The sequence below is a fragment of the Citrobacter sp. MGH105 genome (genome assembly GCF_001037485.2).
Taxonomy (GTDB): domain Bacteria; phylum Pseudomonadota; class Gammaproteobacteria; order Enterobacterales; family Enterobacteriaceae; genus Citrobacter; species Citrobacter portucalensis.
Genome location: NZ_CP073048.1, coordinates 3200627 through 3219323 on the forward strand (window position 1 = coordinate 3200627; position 18697 = coordinate 3219323).

The following is an 18697-nucleotide window of genomic DNA, read 5'->3' on the forward strand; positions in this document are numbered from 1 at the left end:
AATAGGAGGTGCTTATCTTTTAAACTCTATCCAGAGTGACGAGTTTTTCCCTGGAGGGGAAATGTCGCAAGTCTCGCAGGCAAGGAACCTGGGTAAATACTTCCTTCTCATCGATAATATGCTGATCGTGCTGGGTTTCTTCGTCGTTTTCCCGCTGATCTCAATTCGTTTCGTCGACCAAATGGGCTGGGCCGCCGTGATGGTCGGTATTGCACTAGGATTACGTCAATTTATCCAGCAGGGGTTGGGTATTTTCGGCGGTGCTATTGCGGACCGTTTCGGTGCAAAACCGATGATCGTCACCGGCATGCTGATGCGCGCTGCCGGGTTCGCCACCATGGGCATTGCCCATGAGCCGTGGCTGCTGTGGTTTTCCTGCTTTCTCTCCGGACTGGGCGGTACACTATTCGACCCACCCCGCTCGGCGCTGGTGGTTAAACTGATCCGCCCGGAAAAGCGCGGGCGCTTTTTCTCTATTCTGATGATGCAGGATAGCGCCGGGGCCGTGGTTGGCGCGTTGCTTGGCAGTTGGTTATTGCAATACGATTTTCGTCTCGTCTGTGCCACCGGCGCAATTTTGTTCGTTCTGTGCGCGGCGTTTAACGCCTGGCTGCTCCCGGCATGGAAGCTGTCGACGGTGAAAATTCCAGTGCGCGAAGGGATGAGCCACGTGATGCATGACAAGCGCTTTGTCACCTATGTGCTGACGCTGGCGGGCTATTACATGCTGGCGGTACAGGTGATGCTGATGCTGCCAATCATGGTGAACGACATCGCAGGTTCACCGGCCGCTGTGAAATGGATGTATGCCATCGAGGCGTGCCTCTCATTGACGCTGCTCTACCCAATTGCCCGCTGGAGTGAAAAACGTTTTCGCCTTGAACATCGTCTGATGGCCGGTCTGCTGGTGATGTCTCTGAGCATGATGCCGATCGGTCTGGTGGGGAATTTGCAGCAGTTGTTCACCCTGATCTGTACGTTCTATATTGGCTCGATCATCGCCGAACCAGCGCGTGAAACCCTTAGCGCCTCACTGGCGAATGCACGTGCCCGAGGAAGCTATATGGGCTTCAGTCGACTGGGGCTCGCTATCGGTGGCGCAATTGGATATATCGGCGGCGGCTGGCTGTTTGACATGGGCAAGGCCCTGGCACAGCCTGAGTTGCCCTGGATGATGCTCGGTATTATCGGCCTCATCACCTTCCTGGCGCTGGGCTGGCAATTCAGTCTCAAACGCCCAACGAGAGGCATGCTGGAGCCAGACGCCTGATAGCCGAACCTGCTTCCGGGCGCTTTTCAGTTTTTTCTGCTGGCGCCCGGGGCGCTGGTACTCGATGATGCTTTGTGTCACGATTACGCCACATGCATCATGTTGAGGAACCCCATGAAAAAGTTTTTTTTTGCCGCTGCGCTGATTGTCAGCGGCCTGTTGGTTGGTTGTAATCAACTCACGCAATACACGGTTAGCGAGCAAGAAATTAATCAGGCCCTGGCAAAGCATAATAACTTTTCTAAAGATATCGGCTTGCCCGGCGTTGCTGAAGCACACATCGTACTAAATAATCTCGCCAGTCAGATTGGCCGTGAAGAACCCAATAAAGTGACCCTGACCGGTGACGCCAACCTGGACATGAATTCCCTGTTTGGCAGCCAGAAAGCGACCATGAAGCTGAAGTTAAAAGCCTTACCGGTATTTAACAAAGAGAAAGGCGCAATTTATCTGCAAGAGATGGAAGTCGTGGATGCGACCGTGACACCAGAAAAAATGCAGTCGGTACTGCAAACGCTGATGCCTTATTTAAACCAGTCGCTGCGTAACTATTTCAACCAGCAGCCAGCCTACATTCTGCAGGATGACAGTAGCCAGGGTGAAGCTCTGGCGAAAAAACTGGCGAAGGGAATTGAGGTGAAACCGGGGGAAATCATCATCCCGTTCACCGACTAATAAAACTGAGGGCGCCGATGCGCCCTTTTTTTTCGTGCAAACGAAAACGTTTCCGCTTATCCTTTGTTTCCGGCAAAAAGACTATCCTCAGCCGGAGCATATTGATGACTGCACCATCCCAGGTTTTAAAGATCCGCCGCCCAGACGACTGGCATCTTCACTTTCGCGATGGCGACATGTTAAAAACTGTCGTGCCCTACACCAGTGAAATTTATGGTCGCGCCATTGTCATGCCGAACCTGGCACCGCCCGTCACCACGGTTGACGCGGCTATTGCTTATCGCCAGCGCATTCTTGACGCGGTACCTGCCGGACACGACTTCACACCATTAATGACCTGCTACTTAACGGATACGCTGGATCCCAACGAGCTGGAACGTGGATTTAACGAAGGCGTATTCACCGCAGCAAAACTCTATCCGGCCAATGCCACCACCAACTCGACGCATGGCGTAACCTCTATTGACGCCATCATGCCGGTGCTGGAGAGGATGGAAAAATTGGGTATGCCGCTGCTGGTGCACGGCGAAGTGACGCATGCAGATATCGATATTTTCGATCGCGAAGCGCGCTTTATTGAAACGGTGATGGAACCGCTGCGCCAGCGTTTGACCTCGCTGAAAGTAGTGTTCGAGCATATCACAACCAAAGATGCTGCCGAATACGTGCGCGACGGTAACGAGCTTCTGGCAGCGACTATTACGCCACAGCACCTGATGTTTAACCGCAACCACATGCTGGTTGGCGGGATTCGTCCTCACCTGTACTGCCTGCCGATCCTCAAACGTAACGTCCACCAACAGGCGCTGCGTGAACTGGTTGCCAGCGGGTTTACGCGCGCCTTCCTCGGTACCGACTCAGCGCCGCACGCACGTCATCGCAAAGAGTCAAGCTGTGGCTGTGCTGGATGCTTTAATGCACCGACCGCACTAGGCAGCTATGCCACCGTGTTTGAAGAGATGAATGCGCGGGACCATTTCGAAGCCTTCTGCTCACTCAACGGCCCACAGTTCTATGGTTTGCCGGTAAATGAGACCTTTATTGAGCTGGAACGCATGGAGCACCTTGTTCCTGAGAGCATAGCGTTGGAAGACGATACGCTGGTGCCTTTCCTGGGTGGCGAAACGGTACGCTGGTCAGTAAAAAGCTAAAAAAAGTGTAGCCAACTGATTCGAATAACTGTATAAATAAACAGTATATTCAACAGGGGGCTACTATGCGTATTGAAGTCACTATTGCCAAAACTTCACCTTTACCTGCCGGTGCAATTGACGCACTGGCAGGTGAACTCTCCCGCCGTATTCAGCACCATTTTCCGGATAACGAAGGTAACGTTACCGTCCGTTATGCCGGCGCAAACAATCTGTCGGTTATTGGCGCGACCAAAGAGGACAAAGAACGCATCAGCGAGATCCTACAGGAAACCTGGGAAAGCGCGGATGACTGGTTCATCAACGAATAAATAACGATATGCAGTGATGTTTGTTTGCCGGGTCGCCCCGGCTTTTTTATACACGCTATCTTGTAATCAATCGCGTATTTCTTCTGACGAGCATTTAATTTAATATTAACCCACCGATTATCTTTTAACCAAAACAACAAAATAATTGTGCAACATACTAAAAAAAAATGAATAACATGTCGGTTTCTTAGTCAGATAACGCTGAAAACAAAAATTTTATGCCCTTCCCTCTTTAAATTTTCAATGAATACCCTTATTTATTGATATACTGAAGTTGCTTCAGAAAAAAACGCATTGAACCTCGAAAACCGTTGTCTAGTAACACGAATTAGGGGGCATGATGGAAAAGAATAATGAAGTCATTCAGACTCATCCGCTTGTAGGGTGGGACATCAGCACTGTTGATAGCTACGATGCGCTGATGCTGCGTTTGCACTACCAAACCCCGAACCGCCCTGACCCGGATGGGACTGAAGTTGGTCAAACGCTCTGGTTAACCACTGATGTTGCCAGGCAATTTATTTCGATATTAGAAGCAGGAATCGCCAAAATTGAATCTGGCGATTACCAGGTAAATGAGTATCAGCGACATTAAACCTGATACATCCAACCATCAAAGGCACCTTAGCGGTGCCTTTCTTATTTCCAGGTTGAATATTCCAGGTCAGTTATTTACCCTTCTACTATCGCGATTGCAGAGAGAAGCGGATGAAATACGACTTAATCATTATTGGCAGCGGTTCGGTAGGCGCCGCAGCTGGATACTATGCCACTCGTGCCGGTCTGAAGGTTCTGATGATCGATGCGCATATGCCACCACATCAACAGGGCAGCCACCACGGCGATACTCGATTAATTCGTCATGCTTATGGCGAAGGCGAAAAATACGTTCCGCTGGTGCTACGTGCGCAAACATTGTGGGATGAACTGTCCACCCATAATGAAGAACCGATTTTTGTTCGCTCCGGAGTTATCAACCTCGGTCCGGCAAAGTCAACCTTCATAGCAACTGCAGCGCAAAGCGCAAAACAGTGGCAACTTAACGTTGAACAATTAGATGCAGCGGCCATCATGGCTCGCTGGCCGGAAATTCGCGTTCCTGACAACTATATCGGTCTGTTTGAAGCGGAGTCCGGTTTTTTACGCAGTGAGTTAGCAATTAAAACCTGGATCCGTCTGGCGGAAGAAGCAGGCTGTGCGCAACTGTTTAAATGCCCGGTCAGCGCAATTCATCACGGTGATGATGGCATCACGGTAGAAACGGCTGACGGTGACTACCATGCGAAAAAAGCAGTGATCAGCGCCGGTACCTGGGTGCAGGCTTTAGTCCCTGAACTACCGATACAACCGGTGCGCAAAGTGTTCGCCTGGTATCAGGCCGATGGGCGCTACAGCGTTAAGAATAACTTCCCGGCTTTCACCGGCGAGCTGCCAAATGGCGATCAATACTACGGTTTCCCGGCTGAAAACGACGAGCTGAAAATTGGTAAGCACAATGGCGGACAGGTAATCCATTCTGCAGAAGAGCGTAAGCCATTTGCCGCTGTAGCCAGCGACGGTTCTGAAGCCTTCCCATTCCTGCGCACAATTCTGCCTGGCGTTGGCTGTTGCCTGCACGGCGCATCCTGCACTTACGATAATTCACCAGATGAAGACTTTATAATTGATACTCTGCCGGAACATGACAACACGCTGATCATTACCGGACTGAGCGGACATGGCTTTAAGTTTGCCTCTGTACTGGGAGAGATTGCGGCAGACTTCGCTCAGGACAAACCGTCTGACTTTGACCTGCCCCCCTTCAGGCTAAGCCGTTTTAAGTGATAATAAATGAATGGCCTCGTTGGTGAGGCCATTTTTAATGACAGGAATAACGTCAATGCGCCGTATCTTTCACTATCTGGTTAATAATATTCGCGAGCATCTTATGCTCTACATTATTTTATGGTCACTGCTGGCCATTATGGATGTAATATATATTATGTTTTTCTGATTCCTGCACGCTGACAATAATTGACAAAAATTGAGATTAGCTTAATTTCATTGCAATAAACTGAACAATAACAAAAACCATAACATCCCATAGACTAAGCTCCGCCACATATTTTCGCACTAATCCCTTGATGATTACCTCAACAATCAGTCAACTTTATTGAACAAAAAATAAATATCATCACTATTGTTATTTATTAGTTGCATTAATGTCTTTTACACGCCATTTTCATTCACTTCTGAAATATCAATCGGTGTGCTTATGCAATTCAATAATACTCCACAGCGCTATGGCGTAGTGTCAGCCACATTACATTGGCTGATTGCGATTGCTGTATATGGCATGTTTGCGTTGGGGTTATGGATGGTCACGCTCAGCTATTACGACGGCTGGTATCACCAGGCCCCCGAACTGCATAAAAGCATCGGCATCCTACTCATGATGGGACTGGTTATCCGCGTTGTCTGGCGGTTGTTCTCCCCTCCGCCTGCTGCGTTGGCAAGCTACTCCCGTTTGACCCGTATCGCAGCGGCACTGGGTCACCTCGCACTTTATTTGCTGCTCTTTTCGATTGTCATCAGTGGATATCTGATTTCCACCGCAGATGGCAAAGCGATAAGCGTCTTTGGCTGGTTTGACATTCCTGCCACCCTGGCCAATGCGGGTACCCAGGCCGACCTCGCCGGTAGCTTGCACCTGTGGCTTGCGTGGACCGTGGTGATTTTATCCCTACTACACGGACTGATGGCCCTGAAACATCACTTTATTGATAACGACGATACCCTCAATCGCATGTTGGGAAAATCGTCATCTGACTATGGAGCTTAAAATGAAAAAAAACCTGCTGGGACTTACACTCGCTTCTCTGTTATTCACCACCGGGTCGGCCGTGGCGGCAGATTACAAAATTGACAAGGAAGGACAGCATGCCTTTGTTAATTTCCGTATTCAGCATCTGGGTTACAGCTGGCTGTACGGCACTTTCAAAGATTTCGACGGTACGTTTACCTTTGATGAGAAAAATCCCGCAGCCGATAAGGTTAACGTAACCATCAACACCAACAGCGTTGACACTAATCACGCCGAACGCGACAAGCATCTGCGCAGTGCAGATTTCCTTAACGTGGCAAAATTCCCGCAGGCGACCTTCAGCTCCACCAGCGTGAAAAAAGAGGGGAATGACCTGGATATCACCGGTAATTTGACCCTGAACGGCGTTACCAAACCGGTTACGCTTGACGCGAAGCTCATCGGTCTGGGTGGTGATCCCTGGGGCGGTACGCGCGCTGGTTTTGAAGCACAAGGTAAGATTAAGCTTAAGGATTTCAACATCACCACCGATCTCGGCCCTGCATCGCAGGAAGTCGATTTGATCATCTCAGTGGAAGGTGTTCAGCAGAAGTAACGCATGAATTACCGGATGAGGTTCTGCCCCTCATCCGGCATCATGTTATTGCGCAGGGTCTGGAATACCCAGTTTGGTATTCAGTTGACCGCGTGATTTATTGAAGATTTTATTGCCATTTTCACGCCCCGCACGACGACGCCGTTGTTCCTCTTCCGGCAACTCACTCTCTTCGCTACACAGCTCGCTACAGCAGCCTTTATATTTCTGCGCACAAGCCGGGCACTGAATAAACAACAGATGGCAGCCATCATTTTTGCAATTAGTATGGCTATCGCACGCCGTGCCGCACTGATGGCAATGTGCGATAACATCTTCAGAGATCCTTTCGCCCATACGCTCATCAAAGACAAAGTTTTTACCGACAAAACGTACCGGAAGCCCCTGTTCACGCGCCTTGCGGGCATATTCAATAATACCGCCCTCAATGTGCCAGACTTTGCTAAATCCATTGTGTTTCATCCAGGCGCTGGCTTTCTCACAGCGGATCCCACCCGTGCAGTACATCACGATTTTTTTATCTTTATGCGCCTGCATCATTTCAACCGCTTTCGGCAACTGGTCGCGGAACGTGTCTGCCGGTATCTCCAGCGCATTCTCGAAATGACCCACCTCATATTCATAGTGGTTGCGCATATCAATGAATACCGCGTCAGGATCGTCCAACATGGCGTTCACTTCAGCCGCCTTCAGGTAGTCACCCACGTTGCTGGCGTCAAAGTCTGGATCGTCAATACCATCCGCCACGATACGTTCGCGGACTTTCATACGCAGTACCCAGAACGATTTACCGTCATCATCCAGCGCTATATTCAGACGTAAATCCTTCAATGCAGCATCAAACGCATAGAGCTGCTGGCGAAATGCCTCGACGTTGCTTTGCGGTACGCTGATTTGCGCGTTAATTCCTTCATGGGCAAGATATACTCGCCCAAAGACGTTCAATGCGGTGAACATCTGGTACAGCGCATCACGCGTGTGCTGAGGATTGGCAATGGTGAAATATTTATAGAATGAGATCGTCGTGCGCGGCTCGGTCTCGGCCAGCATTTTGGCTTTGAGGGCGTCGTTCGAAATGCGGTTGTGTAACACTGGCATGGTGTACGTATCCTGCAAATAAGGAATAAATGAAAATCGGCGGCATAATAAAGCAAACATCGCCAATTTACATCCACACATTTTACGCTACATTTCATACTTCACGATAAAATCGCAACAACAATTGCGGAATTAATCACCGTTCTCCCGTCACAAATTTTTGATACGCGCGAAAAAATGCGACAATACAGGGAATTGGTCGTTTGAAGACAGGATAGACATGACGAATTTACCCAAGTTTTCGGCTGCGTTACTGCATCCACGTTATTGGTTAACCTGGCTGGGTATTGGCATCCTTTGGTTAATCGTGCAGTTACCGTACCCCATCCTCTTTAAGTTGGGCTGTGCGTTAGGTCGACTGGCGCTACGTTTGATGAAACGTCGGGCAAAAATTGTTTCCCGAAATCTGGAACTGTGCTTCCCGCAGATGAGTGAGCAGGAACGCCAGCAGATGGTCGTCAAGAACTTCGAATCCGTAGGCATGGGCGTAATGGAAACCGGGATGGCCTGGTTTTGGTCCGATAAGCGTATTTCGCGCTGGACGGAAGTGATCGGAATGGAACATATCCGTGACGTTCAGGCGCAAAAACGCGGGATTCTGTTAGTGGGTCTGCACTTTCTGACTCTGGAACTGGGTGCGCGCCAGTTTGGCTTGCAGGAGCCGGGTATTGGTGTGTATCGCCCTAACGACAATCCGCTGCTGGACTGGCTACAAACCTGGGGCCGCATGCGCTCGAATAAATCAATGCTTGATCGTAAGGACTTGAAAGGAATGATTAAAGCGTTGAAAAAAGGCGAAGTGGTCTGGTACGCGCCGGATCATGACTACGGTCCTCGCGCCAGCGTGTTTGTACCACTTTTTGCAGTTAAACAAGCCGCAACAACCTCAGGGACCTGGATGCTTTCGCGCATGTCCAATGCCTGCCTGGTACCGTTTGTTCCCCGCCGCAAACCTGACGGTAAAGGGTATCAATTGATTATGTTGCCTCCAGAATGTTCACCACCGTTGGACGACGCAGAAACCACTGCCGCGTGGATGAACAAAATTGTTGAGCAATGCATCATGATGGCGCCAGAGCAGTATATGTGGTTGCATCGTCGCTTCAAGACGCGTCCTGAAGGCTCCCCTTCTCTGTACTGACGCAGAGTTGCAGCCCAGCGGGCTGCAACCCGCTCCCTACCCGTTTTAGGTTTAACTGCTATCCGCATTGCAGCAACTATCAACCAGGCGCATAATTAGCCTGCTTACTTATATTCAATCGATAGCGCAAACAGCGCATCACACTGCGGATCGCTATGTCACCCTCAGATGCCCCCATAAACTGGAAACGCAACCTCACCGTTGCCTGGTTAGGTTGTTTTTTAACCGGAGCAGCATTTAGCCTGGTCATGCCCTTTTTGCCTCTTTACGTCGAGAGTCTCGGCGTCACGGGTCATAGCGCCCTGAATATGTGGTCAGGCCTGGTCTTCAGCATCACCTTTCTCTTTTCAGCCATTGCCTCTCCTTTCTGGGGTGGCCTTGCCGATCGCAAAGGACGAAAAATCATGCTGCTGCGTTCCGCGTTGGGCATGGCAATTGTGATGCTGCTGATGGGACTGGCGCAAAATATCTGGCAGTTCTTAATCCTGCGCGCCTTGTTAGGGCTGCTTGGTGGATTCATCCCCAATGCGAATGCACTGATCGCCACCCAGGTTCCACGCAATAAAAGCGGCTGGGCACTGGGAACGCTTTCAACCGGTGGCGTAAGTGGCGCACTGCTCGGGCCGCTAACTGGCGGCCTCCTCGCGGATCAGTACGGATTACGCCCTGTATTTTTCATCACCGCCAGCGTGCTGCTGGTCTGCTTCATCCTGACGCTATTTTTTATCCGCGAGCGTTTCCAGCCAGTGAGCAAGAAAGAGATGCTGCACATTCGTGAAGTCGTGGCCTCTTTAAAGAACCCCAAACTGGTGCTGAGCCTGTTTATCACAACTTTGATCATTCAGGTAGCCACCGGTTCTATCGCACCAATACTGACCCTGTACGTTCGAGAGTTGGCTGGCAACGTCAGCAATATTGCATTTATCAGTGGGATGATAGCCTCTGTCCCCGGCGTTGCGGCATTAATCAGCGCCCCGAAACTTGGCAAATTAGGCGATCGAATTGGCCCGGAGAAGATCCTGATCGTCGCGCTGATCGTTTCTGTGTTACTGCTTATTCCAATGTCATTTGTACATACGCCCTGGCAGCTTGGTGTTCTGCGCTTTTTATTGGGTGCGGCCGACGGCGCTCTGCTCCCGGCGGTACAAACGCTGCTGGTTTACAACTCGACCAATCAAATAGCTGGACGTATTTTCAGTTATAACCAGTCATTTCGCGATATCGGTAACGTAACAGGACCTCTAATGGGGGCAGCGATATCCGCCAACTACGGTTTTCGTGCCGTTTTCTGTGTGACCGCGGGCGTCGTACTGTTTAACGCCCTGTACTCGTGGAATAGCCTGCGCCGTCGTCGGAGTACAGAGGTCGTGGGATGATTTGTGTATTTGTATTCGCCGGTTCGGAATAATAAACTTATCTTACACGGCGTATATTTCAACCTTAATGATAATAGTAACACACCTTATTTCTGCCAGAATTTTTGGCTTCATACAATGCGGCATCGGCGTATGAAACAACTTTATCCGCTGATTCATCATCAATTTTGCTGCAATATACACCGATACTTATCGTCATTTTTTCTTTTAACTCATATGAATTTGGTATTGTCGTACCATTCTCTACATTTCGCCTAATTCGCTCTGCAACAACAATTGCCTCATCTTTATCGTTACACTTAAGAAGGATCGCAAATTCTTCACCGCCTACTCTGGCAAAAATATCCGTATCTCTGATTGATTTATTGACAATATCGACAATGCTGATTATCACTCTGTCACCTTCCTGATGACCGTAAGTATCATTAATCCGTTTGAATTTATCAATATCCAGAACCATTACACATACTGTGCCTTTTGCTAATGATGATTTTAATGACTTATAGAATAGTTTACGATTATATATTTTAGTCATTGCGTCTTTAATAGCTGAATCCGTTTCTTTTTTTAAGATGATGAAGGTGTTGTACATCAGTATTGAGATTATACACAGGGCACTTATCACCTCAATCCCCCGGCTTACATACCAAATATACATGCTATATTCATCCAGGCTCAGAAGTAGTACATTGGTCAATATTGCTGAGCAACACAGTAGCCCTATACTTTTCCACAAGATGTTATGCGTTCTGGTTTTAATGATTAAATACAACAGGACCAGTCCCCAGGATACAATAAGCGAATAAATGTACCCAATATGCCAGTGCACGGTGACATTATCAGGCTTCAGGCTTGTGATCTCGAGTGTAAAATTAGGGTTGTAACTTGCCAGAGCGTGCGCCACCACCGCGATAACAAGCATGATTAAAAAAGACAGAACGATATAGCAAGGTTCTCTTTCTTTGGTTTCAATAACTGTCGAGGATACTTTATAAGATTTTAATGAAACAAATAGCAGAGCAATGAAACTAATCTGCCGAAAGTAATAGAATATGGCTATATCGTTAGTTCTTTTTTCGATTGAGGCATAATCATTAATCAAGTCCTGAACGATGTAGATAGTCTCGATGAAAAATATGTTATTCCCAAGAAACGCCATACCTAATATCATAAGGCAGGTGAGATCTTTTCTACAAAGATACTGGAATAACATAAACAGGAAAATTATCCCATATAAAAAGAACAACCCTACAATTATAATCAGATATACTGTTTGCGGGACACTTTGTATCGTTGATTTAAATTGTGTAAGACACACTCCACCAAGAACATAGCTAGCCAAACAGATTATATAGAAAGCCATTAACCTTCTATTATTTGAATTGCCGTTATCCATAACAACCTTAAGGGCTTTCTTAATTTTGCATTTTATATAATAAAGCATAAGATTTTGCAAACTATTATATCTGCACAGATTCAATGACACTAATTCATTTCTTATTTAATGGTTTCTTATAGATTTATAACCTTTGTCATTAATAATATTTAATTATGTATACTTTTTAAGTATCATTCACACCATTCACAGCCCCCATACACAAAAGATACTTTATCACTACCAGAGACACCACTAAGTTTAGCCACTTTCATTGATTACCCCTGCAACACTTCCGTATTGGGCATTAATTTTCTTCTTTATTTTTATTAAGTTATGAAATATTACGTCATAAGCGATCGGATTCCCCCTCTAAAATATATAAAAAATAACGTTTAACACTGAAGATTTCCTTATATATCGTCATCTTTTAATTTTTCGATTTTCATTACTACATTGAGAACCACATACATTACTATTTTTTCTTGAATTTTTTTCCTGATATTACGTCGGCTTCAGTATCTGCCAATGTAAATTTTTCATACACAACCGAAGTTACTTTCCCCAGTCTCGTAGGCATTGCAGGCAGTCATCATCTGATTGAGTGAGCCATGCAGCTAACGGGTTTGACGCTCTGCGGATCGCCGTCTATAGATTGAATCTATCCCCCTTTATTGTTCGCCTTAGGAGAAGAAATATGGCAAAGAATGACATGAATTTTTATGCCACGTTGGAAGAGGCTATTGATGCAGCTCGTGAAGTGTTTCTGGCTGATAACCCTGACCTTGAGTCAGACGACGCCAGCGTTCAACAGCTAAGCATCCAAAAATACGTGCTACAGGATGGCGACATTATGTGGCAGGCGGAATTCTTTGCTGACGAGGATGATGTAGATGGTGAATGTCTTCCAATCCTGAGCGGAGAAGCGGCCCAGAGCGTTTTTGATGGCGACTATGATGAAATTGAAATCCGCCAGGAGTGGCAGGAAGAAAATACGCTTCACGAATGGGATGAAGGTGAATTCCAGTTGGAACCTCCCCTTGATACTGAAGAGGGGCAGACCGCAGCCGATGAATGGGACGAGCGATAATTACTCGTAAGGTCCATGATGTATGTCGAGCGGCAGCAGCAACGTATCAAACACCAGCGAAAATGGCAGATCGAGGATAGTGACGTAGCGCCATGCGGAGTCCCTAACATCCCATTGCACGCCAGGATAGTATTGGTTTCCGTGTCCTTGCCCTGGGATGGTACGACTAATAATGCTGCCGCATCCGCTCAGGAAGAAGATCATTATTCCTACAGCCAATATTCGCACCTGCTACCTCACGACTCATTCTATTCAATATAAAAAAATACCGGCACCAGGCCGGTATTTTCACGTTACAGAACGCTTATTTTTTCCTGAGCGCCAGCGGGTTCAGTGTCAGTCCCTGATAGTAGTTCACCCACGAAGAATACTTATCAGGTGAATTCCAGACACGGTAATGTAAACGCGCCATGGTCACCGGATCGCTCAACAACACCAGGCGGCGATCGCGATTCAGTTTCTCCGGCGTTTCGTTCAGTGCCTGTTCCACATGACGATCGCGTGCAATCTCCAGCACGTTGCTGGCGCGGTGGCGTGCAGTCGCCATGGCCGTGGCCAGTGCGTTAAACGACGGATTAAACACCGCATGCATAAAGCCATCGTCCAGCGTACGTTTACGGTTCATCACCAGATAGGTATCGGTATCCACCAGCACCTGCGGCGGAGAATACTCTTCCGGGATCAGGAACAGCTTCCAGCGCTTGGTACGTAACCCCACCGTGGAACGGCTGGAAATCACGGAAACAAACGGTGACAGGATCAGCGAGAAGACAATCGGTGCCAGCCAGAACAGGAAACGCAGATCCAGCCAGGCCATACCCACAGCCCACACCAGCCCCAGCAGTAACTGAGAACCGTGACGCATAAACGCTTCACCCCACGGGGTCGAATCGTCATCACGCTGCGGTGAATTCCACACAACTTCCCAACCGAGGAAAGCGCTTACAACGAAGACGGTGTGGAACAGCATACGCACCGGCGCCAGCAGCACGGAGAACAGAACCTCCAGCAGCAGCGACAGCGTAACGCGGATAAACCCGCCGTACTCTTTCGTCCCTTTACACCAGATGAGCAAGATACTCAGCAGCTTCGGCAGGAACAGCAGCACCATCGTTGAAGCAAACAGCGCGATCGCCAGTTCAGGTCGCCATTGCGGCCATACCGGGAACAGCTGACGCGGTTGCAGGAAGTACTGCGGCTCCGTCAACGCATGCACCACCTGCAATGCGGTAGAGAGCGCGAGGAACATAAACCAAAGCGGCGCAGACAGATAGGACATTACACCGGTCAGGAATACCGCACGGTGAACCGGGTGCATCCCTTTCACCAGGAACAAACGGAAGTTCATCAGGTTGCCGTGGCACCAGCGGCGGTCACGCTTGAGTTCATCCAGCAGGTTCGGCGGCAGCTCTTCATAAGAGCCCGGCAGATCGTAGGCAATCCACACGCCCCAGCCAGCACGACGCATCAATGCCGCTTCCACGAAGTCATGGGAGAGGATCGATCCCGCAAACGAGCCTTCGCCCGGTAACGGCGCGAGCGCACAGTGCTCGATAAATGGCTTCACGCGGATAATTGCGTTGTGGCCCCAGTAGTGTGATTCCCCTAACTGCCAGAAGTGAAGCCCGGCGGTAAACAGCGGTCCATAAACACGGGTCGCAAACTGCTGGCAGCGCGCATACAGCGTATCCATACCGGAAGCCTTCGGTGAAGACTGGATAATCCCGGCATTCGGATTCGCTTCCATCAGACGCACCAGGCCGCTCAGACAGTCACCACTCATCACTGAGTCAGCGTCCAGCACCACCATGTAGCTGTACTGATTTCCCCAGCGGCGACAGAAGTCATCAATGTTGCCGCTTTTACGCTTCACGCGACGACGACGACGGCGGTAGAAAATCTGCCCTTCGCCCTGCACTTCGGCAATCAGCTCCATCCACGCTTTTTGTTCTGCTACGCAGATATCAGGGTTGTAGCTGTCGCTCAGGATATAAACATCGAAATGTTCGGCGTTGCCCGTTGCTTTGACCGATTCCCACGTAGCGCGCAGTCCCGCAAATACGCGATCAACGTCTTCGTTACAAATAGGCATAATCAGCGCGGTACGGTGTTCAGGATTCAGCGGTTCGTCCCCAACCGTTGAGGCCGAGATACTGTACTTATCTCGTCCAATCAACAGTTGCAAGAAGCCCATCAGCGCAGTCCAGAATCCCGCAGACACCCAACAGAAAAGCACAGCAAACAAAATAAGAATGCCGGTCTGGAGCATGTAGGGCAGCAATTGCATAAAGGAGACCCATAAATCCTGCCCCATCATGTCTACCGGATTAATAAATGCCCACCCCTGATACGGGAGGATCGTCTTCATATACCAGGTTGCTACGACCGTTTGCGCCAGCGTTAGAATCAACAGCGTATAGCGGCGGATGGTGCCTACGGTACGCCATTTTTGCTCGCTCTCCTGTTCTTCTTTCGTCAAACGCGAAAGATAACGCGGCGTCACATCGCGCCCACGCAAGCGATCCCAAAAACGACCAACCGGGTTGGTACGCCAGGGATCGGGGAACATAGAGGTACGCGTTGCTTTTGGCATCGCCTGCAGCTGATCGCGGCCCTCATCGTCCTTAACCAACTGCTCTTTAGCCAAAGAATCCGGCCATGCTTGCTCAAGGCGAGCTTTCACAGAACCCTGCGGTGAATCATCTTCGCGCGAGTAAGTACGATGCTCGGCATCCAACGCCTGATGAACGGCGCGGATGTCAGTTTTCGGCAGTGCCGCTTTCTCGATATCCGAAAGCGGCATTGCGTCAATATACTCAGTTGTCTTATTCATTGGCAGGTAACTGGTAGCTCCAGGTTTCACTCAGCGTCTGATCGGCATTGACCAAGGCAGCACGCATTTCAGTGGTTTTCTTCACGTCTTTCACTTTCACGCGCAGCATCAAACGCCAACCCTTAGATACCGGGTTATAGCGCACAGTGCTTTCAACGATTTCACCGTTGTCGCCAATACTGGTTTGTGCGGTAACCGGGGTATCCTGCGGCAGCTTTTTCATATCTGTGCCGGTAAAGTCCACCACAAACGCGATGGTACCGTCAGGCTGACGAATCAGGTTGGACTGTTTTACATCACCGGTAGAACGACGAGTCTGCTGTACCCAGGCGCTTTCCGGCGCATGAAGCTTGTCCTCATCACGCGTGAACGTCAAAGTGTACTTGAAGTTCATCTCTTTGCCCGCTTCAGGCAGTTGATCCGGCGTCCAGTACGCAACGATGTTATCGTTCGTTTCATCGTTAGTTGGGATTTCAACTAACTCAATCTTACCTTTACCCCAGTCACCTTTTGGCGTGATCCAGGCGCTTGGGCGCAGATCGTAACGATCGTCGATATCTTCAAAACGCGAGAACTGACGGCCACGCTGCAACAGTCCGAATCCTTGCGGGTTTTCCATAGCGAAGCTGCTCACCGCGAGATGTTTCGGGTTATTCAGCGGACGCCAAATCCACTCCCCATTGCCCGCGTGGATAGACAAACCGTTAGAATCATGCAGTTCCGGACGATAGTTTGTCGCCGGAGACGGCTGGTTCGGTCCAAACAGGAACATACTGGTTAACGGTGCCACACCCAGTTTGCCCACTTTGTCGCGCAGGTAAACTTTGGACTGAACATCCACGACCGTGTCACGGCCTGGAATAATGACAAAACGATACGCTCCGGTTGCACGCGGAGAATCCAACAAAGCATAAATGGTTAAACGTTTATCAGTCGGTTTCGGACGCTCGATCCAAAACTCACGGAAGCGGGGAAATTCTTCACCAGAAGGCAGAGCGGTATCAATCGCGAGGCCACGCGCTGACAGGCCGTAGACCTGACCTGCACCCAGAACGCGAAAATAGCTGGCACCGAGCATGCTGACGATTTCATCGTTTTTATCTTTGCTGTTGATCGGATACAGCACTTTGAACCCGGCGAAGCCGAGATCTTTTACCGTGTCTTTATCATGCTGAACATCGCCAAAATTAAAATAATCCGGGCTGTATTTGATTCTTTTCACCGCCGTGGCGGTAACTTCGTTGATTTTGACCGGCGTGTCGAAGTACATACCCTGGTGGTAGAACTCGAGCTTAAATGGGGTCTTGAGATTGCTCCAGTACGCTTTATCGCGATTGAACTGGATCTGTTGATAGTCCGCATATTTCATGTCGCGGAAAACGGAGGGCAAGTTACTTTTTGGCGCCTCATAGCCTTTCCCGGCTAAGGATTGAGCTTGTTTTGCAACATCATCAATACTGAACGCCCAGCTCGATGATGTATACAGCGTTAACATTACTGCTGCACCCAACCAACGCATTTTCATCATTTGTAGTTTATGTTTCATAATTAGTAAGCACTTCCCCCTTTGTGTGCTTATATTGATCCGATCCATTTTAATGGATAATCGAGTACTCCGACAACTGAATCCCTGTATTGTTCGCGCGCTGGCTCATGGTTTAAGCAGGTTCATCTGCCTGTTTTCACTTTGCGTGCTTATCCTGGAGACAGGTTGTTGGACTTCGTGTAGGGTTGCCCTCGAATGTAACCATTATTCGTCTTAGGGATAAGACGAAAAGTCTGAGAATACGTAACTGTCTATGAGCTCTGTATCACCACCACGTGAATATTTTCTTGACTCCATCCGTGCCTGGCTAATGTTGTTAGGGATCCCATTCCATATTTCATTGATCTACTCCACCCACACCTGGCACGTGAACAGCGCAGAACCGTCATGGTGGTTAACCCTTTTTAACGACTTTATCCATGCATTTCGCATGCAGGTCTTCTTTGTCATTTCAGGTTATTTTTCCTACATGCTTTTTTTGCGCTATCCGTTAAAACGCTGGTGGAAGGTGCGTGTAGAACGCGTGGGGATCCCTATGCTGACCGCGATTCCGCTGCTTACGCTGCCGCAATTTATCATGCTGCAATACGTGAAAGGGAAAGCAGACAGCTGGCATACCCTCAGCGGCTATGACAAATACAATGCGCTGGCCTGGGAGCTGATTTCCCATCTGTGGTTTTTACTGGTTCTGGTGGTGTTAACGACCCTGAGCATGTGGGTGTTTACCCAGATGAAAAACAGACTATCGCGTGGAGACGGTACCCCTGCATCGGGGGTGTCAATGACCAAATTAACGCTGATTTTTATATTGTTGGGTGTCGGCTATGCCGCCGTCAGAAGAACGATTTTCATCCTCTACCCTTCGATTCTCAGCGATGGCATGTTTAATTTTATCGTTATGCAAACGCTGTTCTATGTGCCTTTCTTTATGCTCGGTGCGCTGGCGTTTATCAATCCGAATCTGAAAGCACTGTTTACCACGCCATCGCGCGGCTGCACGCTAGGCGCCGCATTCGCATTTGTCGCATACCTGCTCAATCAACGTTACGGCAACGGCGATGCCTGGATGTATGAAACCGAATATGTCATTACCATGGTCATGGGGCTATGGATGGTGAACGTTGTCTTCTCGCTTGGCCACCGTTTACTGAATTTCCAGTCGGCTCGCGTGACCTATTTTGTCAACGCGTCGCTGTTCATCTATTTGGTGCACCACCCGCTAACGCTGTTTTTTGGCGCGTATATCACACCGCACATCAAGTCGAACCTGCTGGGTTTTCTCTGCGGTCTGCTTTTTGTGGTTGGAATTGCGGTCATACTGTACGAAATCCATTTACGGATCCCGGTGCTGAAGTTTCTCTTTTCGGGTAAACCGCCCATTAAGCAGGATAAAAACAAGGCGGTTGCCGGTTAGTTTTCTTGTATTGAATGGT

The 18697-nt window shown here is 48.9% G+C and carries 18 protein-coding genes; 13 read left to right on the forward strand and 5 right to left on the reverse strand.

What is annotated here, in order from left to right; genetic code table 11:
- Positions 1–61: 61 nt before the first annotated feature.
- The 9 genes from mdtH (at position 62) to SK35_RS15510 (ending at position 6805) form a co-directional block, all read left to right on the forward strand.
- The gene (gene mdtH, locus SK35_RS15470) at positions 62–1270 is read left to right on the forward strand and encodes a multidrug efflux MFS transporter MdtH (RefSeq protein ID WP_048214471.1); all 1209 of its coding nucleotides are present in this window, start codon (positions 62–64) and stop codon (positions 1268–1270) included.
- A 114-nt stretch (positions 1271–1384) separates the two neighbouring features.
- Positions 1385–1945 (forward strand): lipoprotein, encoded by a 561-nt coding sequence (locus SK35_RS15475; protein WP_020996498.1) that lies wholly within the window; start codon positions 1385–1387, stop codon positions 1943–1945.
- Positions 1946–2049: 104 nt separating this feature from the next.
- A complete protein-coding gene (pyrC, locus tag SK35_RS15480; RefSeq protein ID WP_048214472.1) occupies positions 2050–3096 on the forward strand; it encodes a dihydroorotase in 1047 nt (348 codons plus the stop codon).
- A gap of 65 nt (positions 3097–3161) precedes the next feature.
- Positions 3162–3407: a DNA damage-inducible protein I gene (gene dinI / locus SK35_RS15485; protein ID WP_003036157.1), complete on the forward strand. Its 246-nt coding sequence runs from the start codon at positions 3162–3164 to the stop codon at positions 3405–3407.
- Positions 3408–3747: 340 nt separating this feature from the next.
- Entirely contained in the window at positions 3748–4002 is a 255-nt protein-coding gene (bssS, locus tag SK35_RS15490) for a biofilm formation regulator BssS (protein WP_003036154.1), read from the forward strand.
- Positions 4003–4115: 113 nt separating this feature from the next.
- Positions 4116–5231: an N-methyl-L-tryptophan oxidase gene (gene solA / locus SK35_RS15495; protein ID WP_048214473.1), complete on the forward strand. Its 1116-nt coding sequence runs from the start codon at positions 4116–4118 to the stop codon at positions 5229–5231.
- A 55-nt stretch (positions 5232–5286) separates the two neighbouring features.
- A complete protein-coding gene (locus SK35_RS15500) occupies positions 5287–5400 on the forward strand; it encodes a YceO family protein (protein ID WP_003036148.1) in 114 nt (37 codons plus the stop codon).
- A 261-nt stretch (positions 5401–5661) separates the two neighbouring features.
- Positions 5662–6228 carry a cytochrome b gene (locus SK35_RS15505; RefSeq protein WP_048214474.1) on the forward strand — a complete coding sequence of 189 codons (567 nt, stop codon included), beginning with the start codon at positions 5662–5664 and terminating at the stop codon, positions 6226–6228.
- A 1-nt stretch (position 6229) separates the two neighbouring features.
- Positions 6230–6805, forward strand: coding sequence for a YceI family protein (locus tag SK35_RS15510; RefSeq protein ID WP_048214475.1), 576 nt, complete (start codon positions 6230–6232; stop codon positions 6803–6805).
- A gap of 45 nt (positions 6806–6850) precedes the next feature.
- Here SK35_RS15510 and trhO read toward each other — a convergent pair whose 3' ends face one another.
- Entirely contained in the window at positions 6851–7903 is a 1053-nt protein-coding gene (gene trhO, locus SK35_RS15515) for an oxygen-dependent tRNA uridine(34) hydroxylase TrhO (protein WP_048214476.1), read from the reverse strand.
- Positions 7904–8123: 220 nt separating this feature from the next.
- Between trhO and SK35_RS15520 the strand changes: the two genes are divergently transcribed.
- Positions 8124–9044 (forward strand): Kdo(2)-lipid IV(A) acyltransferase, encoded by a 921-nt coding sequence (locus SK35_RS15520; RefSeq protein ID WP_048214477.1) that lies wholly within the window; start codon positions 8124–8126, stop codon positions 9042–9044.
- 155 nt (positions 9045–9199) lie between these two features.
- Positions 9200–10420, forward strand: a complete 1221-nt coding sequence (gene mdtG, locus SK35_RS15525) for a multidrug efflux MFS transporter MdtG (protein ID WP_048214478.1) — start codon at positions 9200–9202, stop codon at positions 10418–10420.
- Positions 10421–10484: 64 nt separating this feature from the next.
- Here mdtG and SK35_RS15530 read toward each other — a convergent pair whose 3' ends face one another.
- Positions 10485–11816, reverse strand: a complete 1332-nt coding sequence (locus tag SK35_RS15530; RefSeq protein ID WP_048216333.1) for a sensor domain-containing diguanylate cyclase — start codon at positions 11814–11816, stop codon at positions 10485–10487.
- A gap of 691 nt (positions 11817–12507) precedes the next feature.
- Here SK35_RS15530 and SK35_RS15535 point away from each other — a divergent pair.
- Positions 12508–12885 (forward strand): MysB family protein, encoded by a 378-nt coding sequence (locus SK35_RS15535; protein WP_003036128.1) that lies wholly within the window; start codon positions 12508–12510, stop codon positions 12883–12885.
- On the opposite strand, the gene SK35_RS15540 is transcribed toward SK35_RS15535, so the two are convergent.
- From SK35_RS15540 to mdoG, 3 genes are all read right to left on the reverse strand, one after another.
- Positions 12886–13089 carry a YceK/YidQ family lipoprotein gene (locus tag SK35_RS15540; RefSeq protein ID WP_003036125.1) on the reverse strand — a complete coding sequence of 68 codons (204 nt, stop codon included), beginning with the start codon at positions 13087–13089 and terminating at the stop codon, positions 12886–12888.
- Positions 13090–13189: 100 nt separating this feature from the next.
- Positions 13190–15718, reverse strand: a complete 2529-nt coding sequence (gene mdoH / locus SK35_RS15545; protein WP_032941800.1) for a glucans biosynthesis glucosyltransferase MdoH — start codon at positions 15716–15718, stop codon at positions 13190–13192.
- Positions 15711–17246: a glucans biosynthesis protein MdoG gene (mdoG, locus tag SK35_RS15550; RefSeq protein ID WP_103014639.1), complete on the reverse strand. Its 1536-nt coding sequence runs from the start codon at positions 17244–17246 to the stop codon at positions 15711–15713. Before mdoG ends, mdoH begins: the two co-directional genes overlap by 8 nt.
- A 271-nt stretch (positions 17247–17517) precedes the next feature.
- Here mdoG and mdoC point away from each other — a divergent pair, with 271 nt between their 5' ends.
- Positions 17518–18678 (forward strand): glucans biosynthesis protein MdoC, encoded by a 1161-nt coding sequence (mdoC, locus tag SK35_RS15555; protein ID WP_032942947.1) that lies wholly within the window; start codon positions 17518–17520, stop codon positions 18676–18678.
- The last annotated feature ends 19 nt before the right edge of the window (positions 18679–18697 follow it).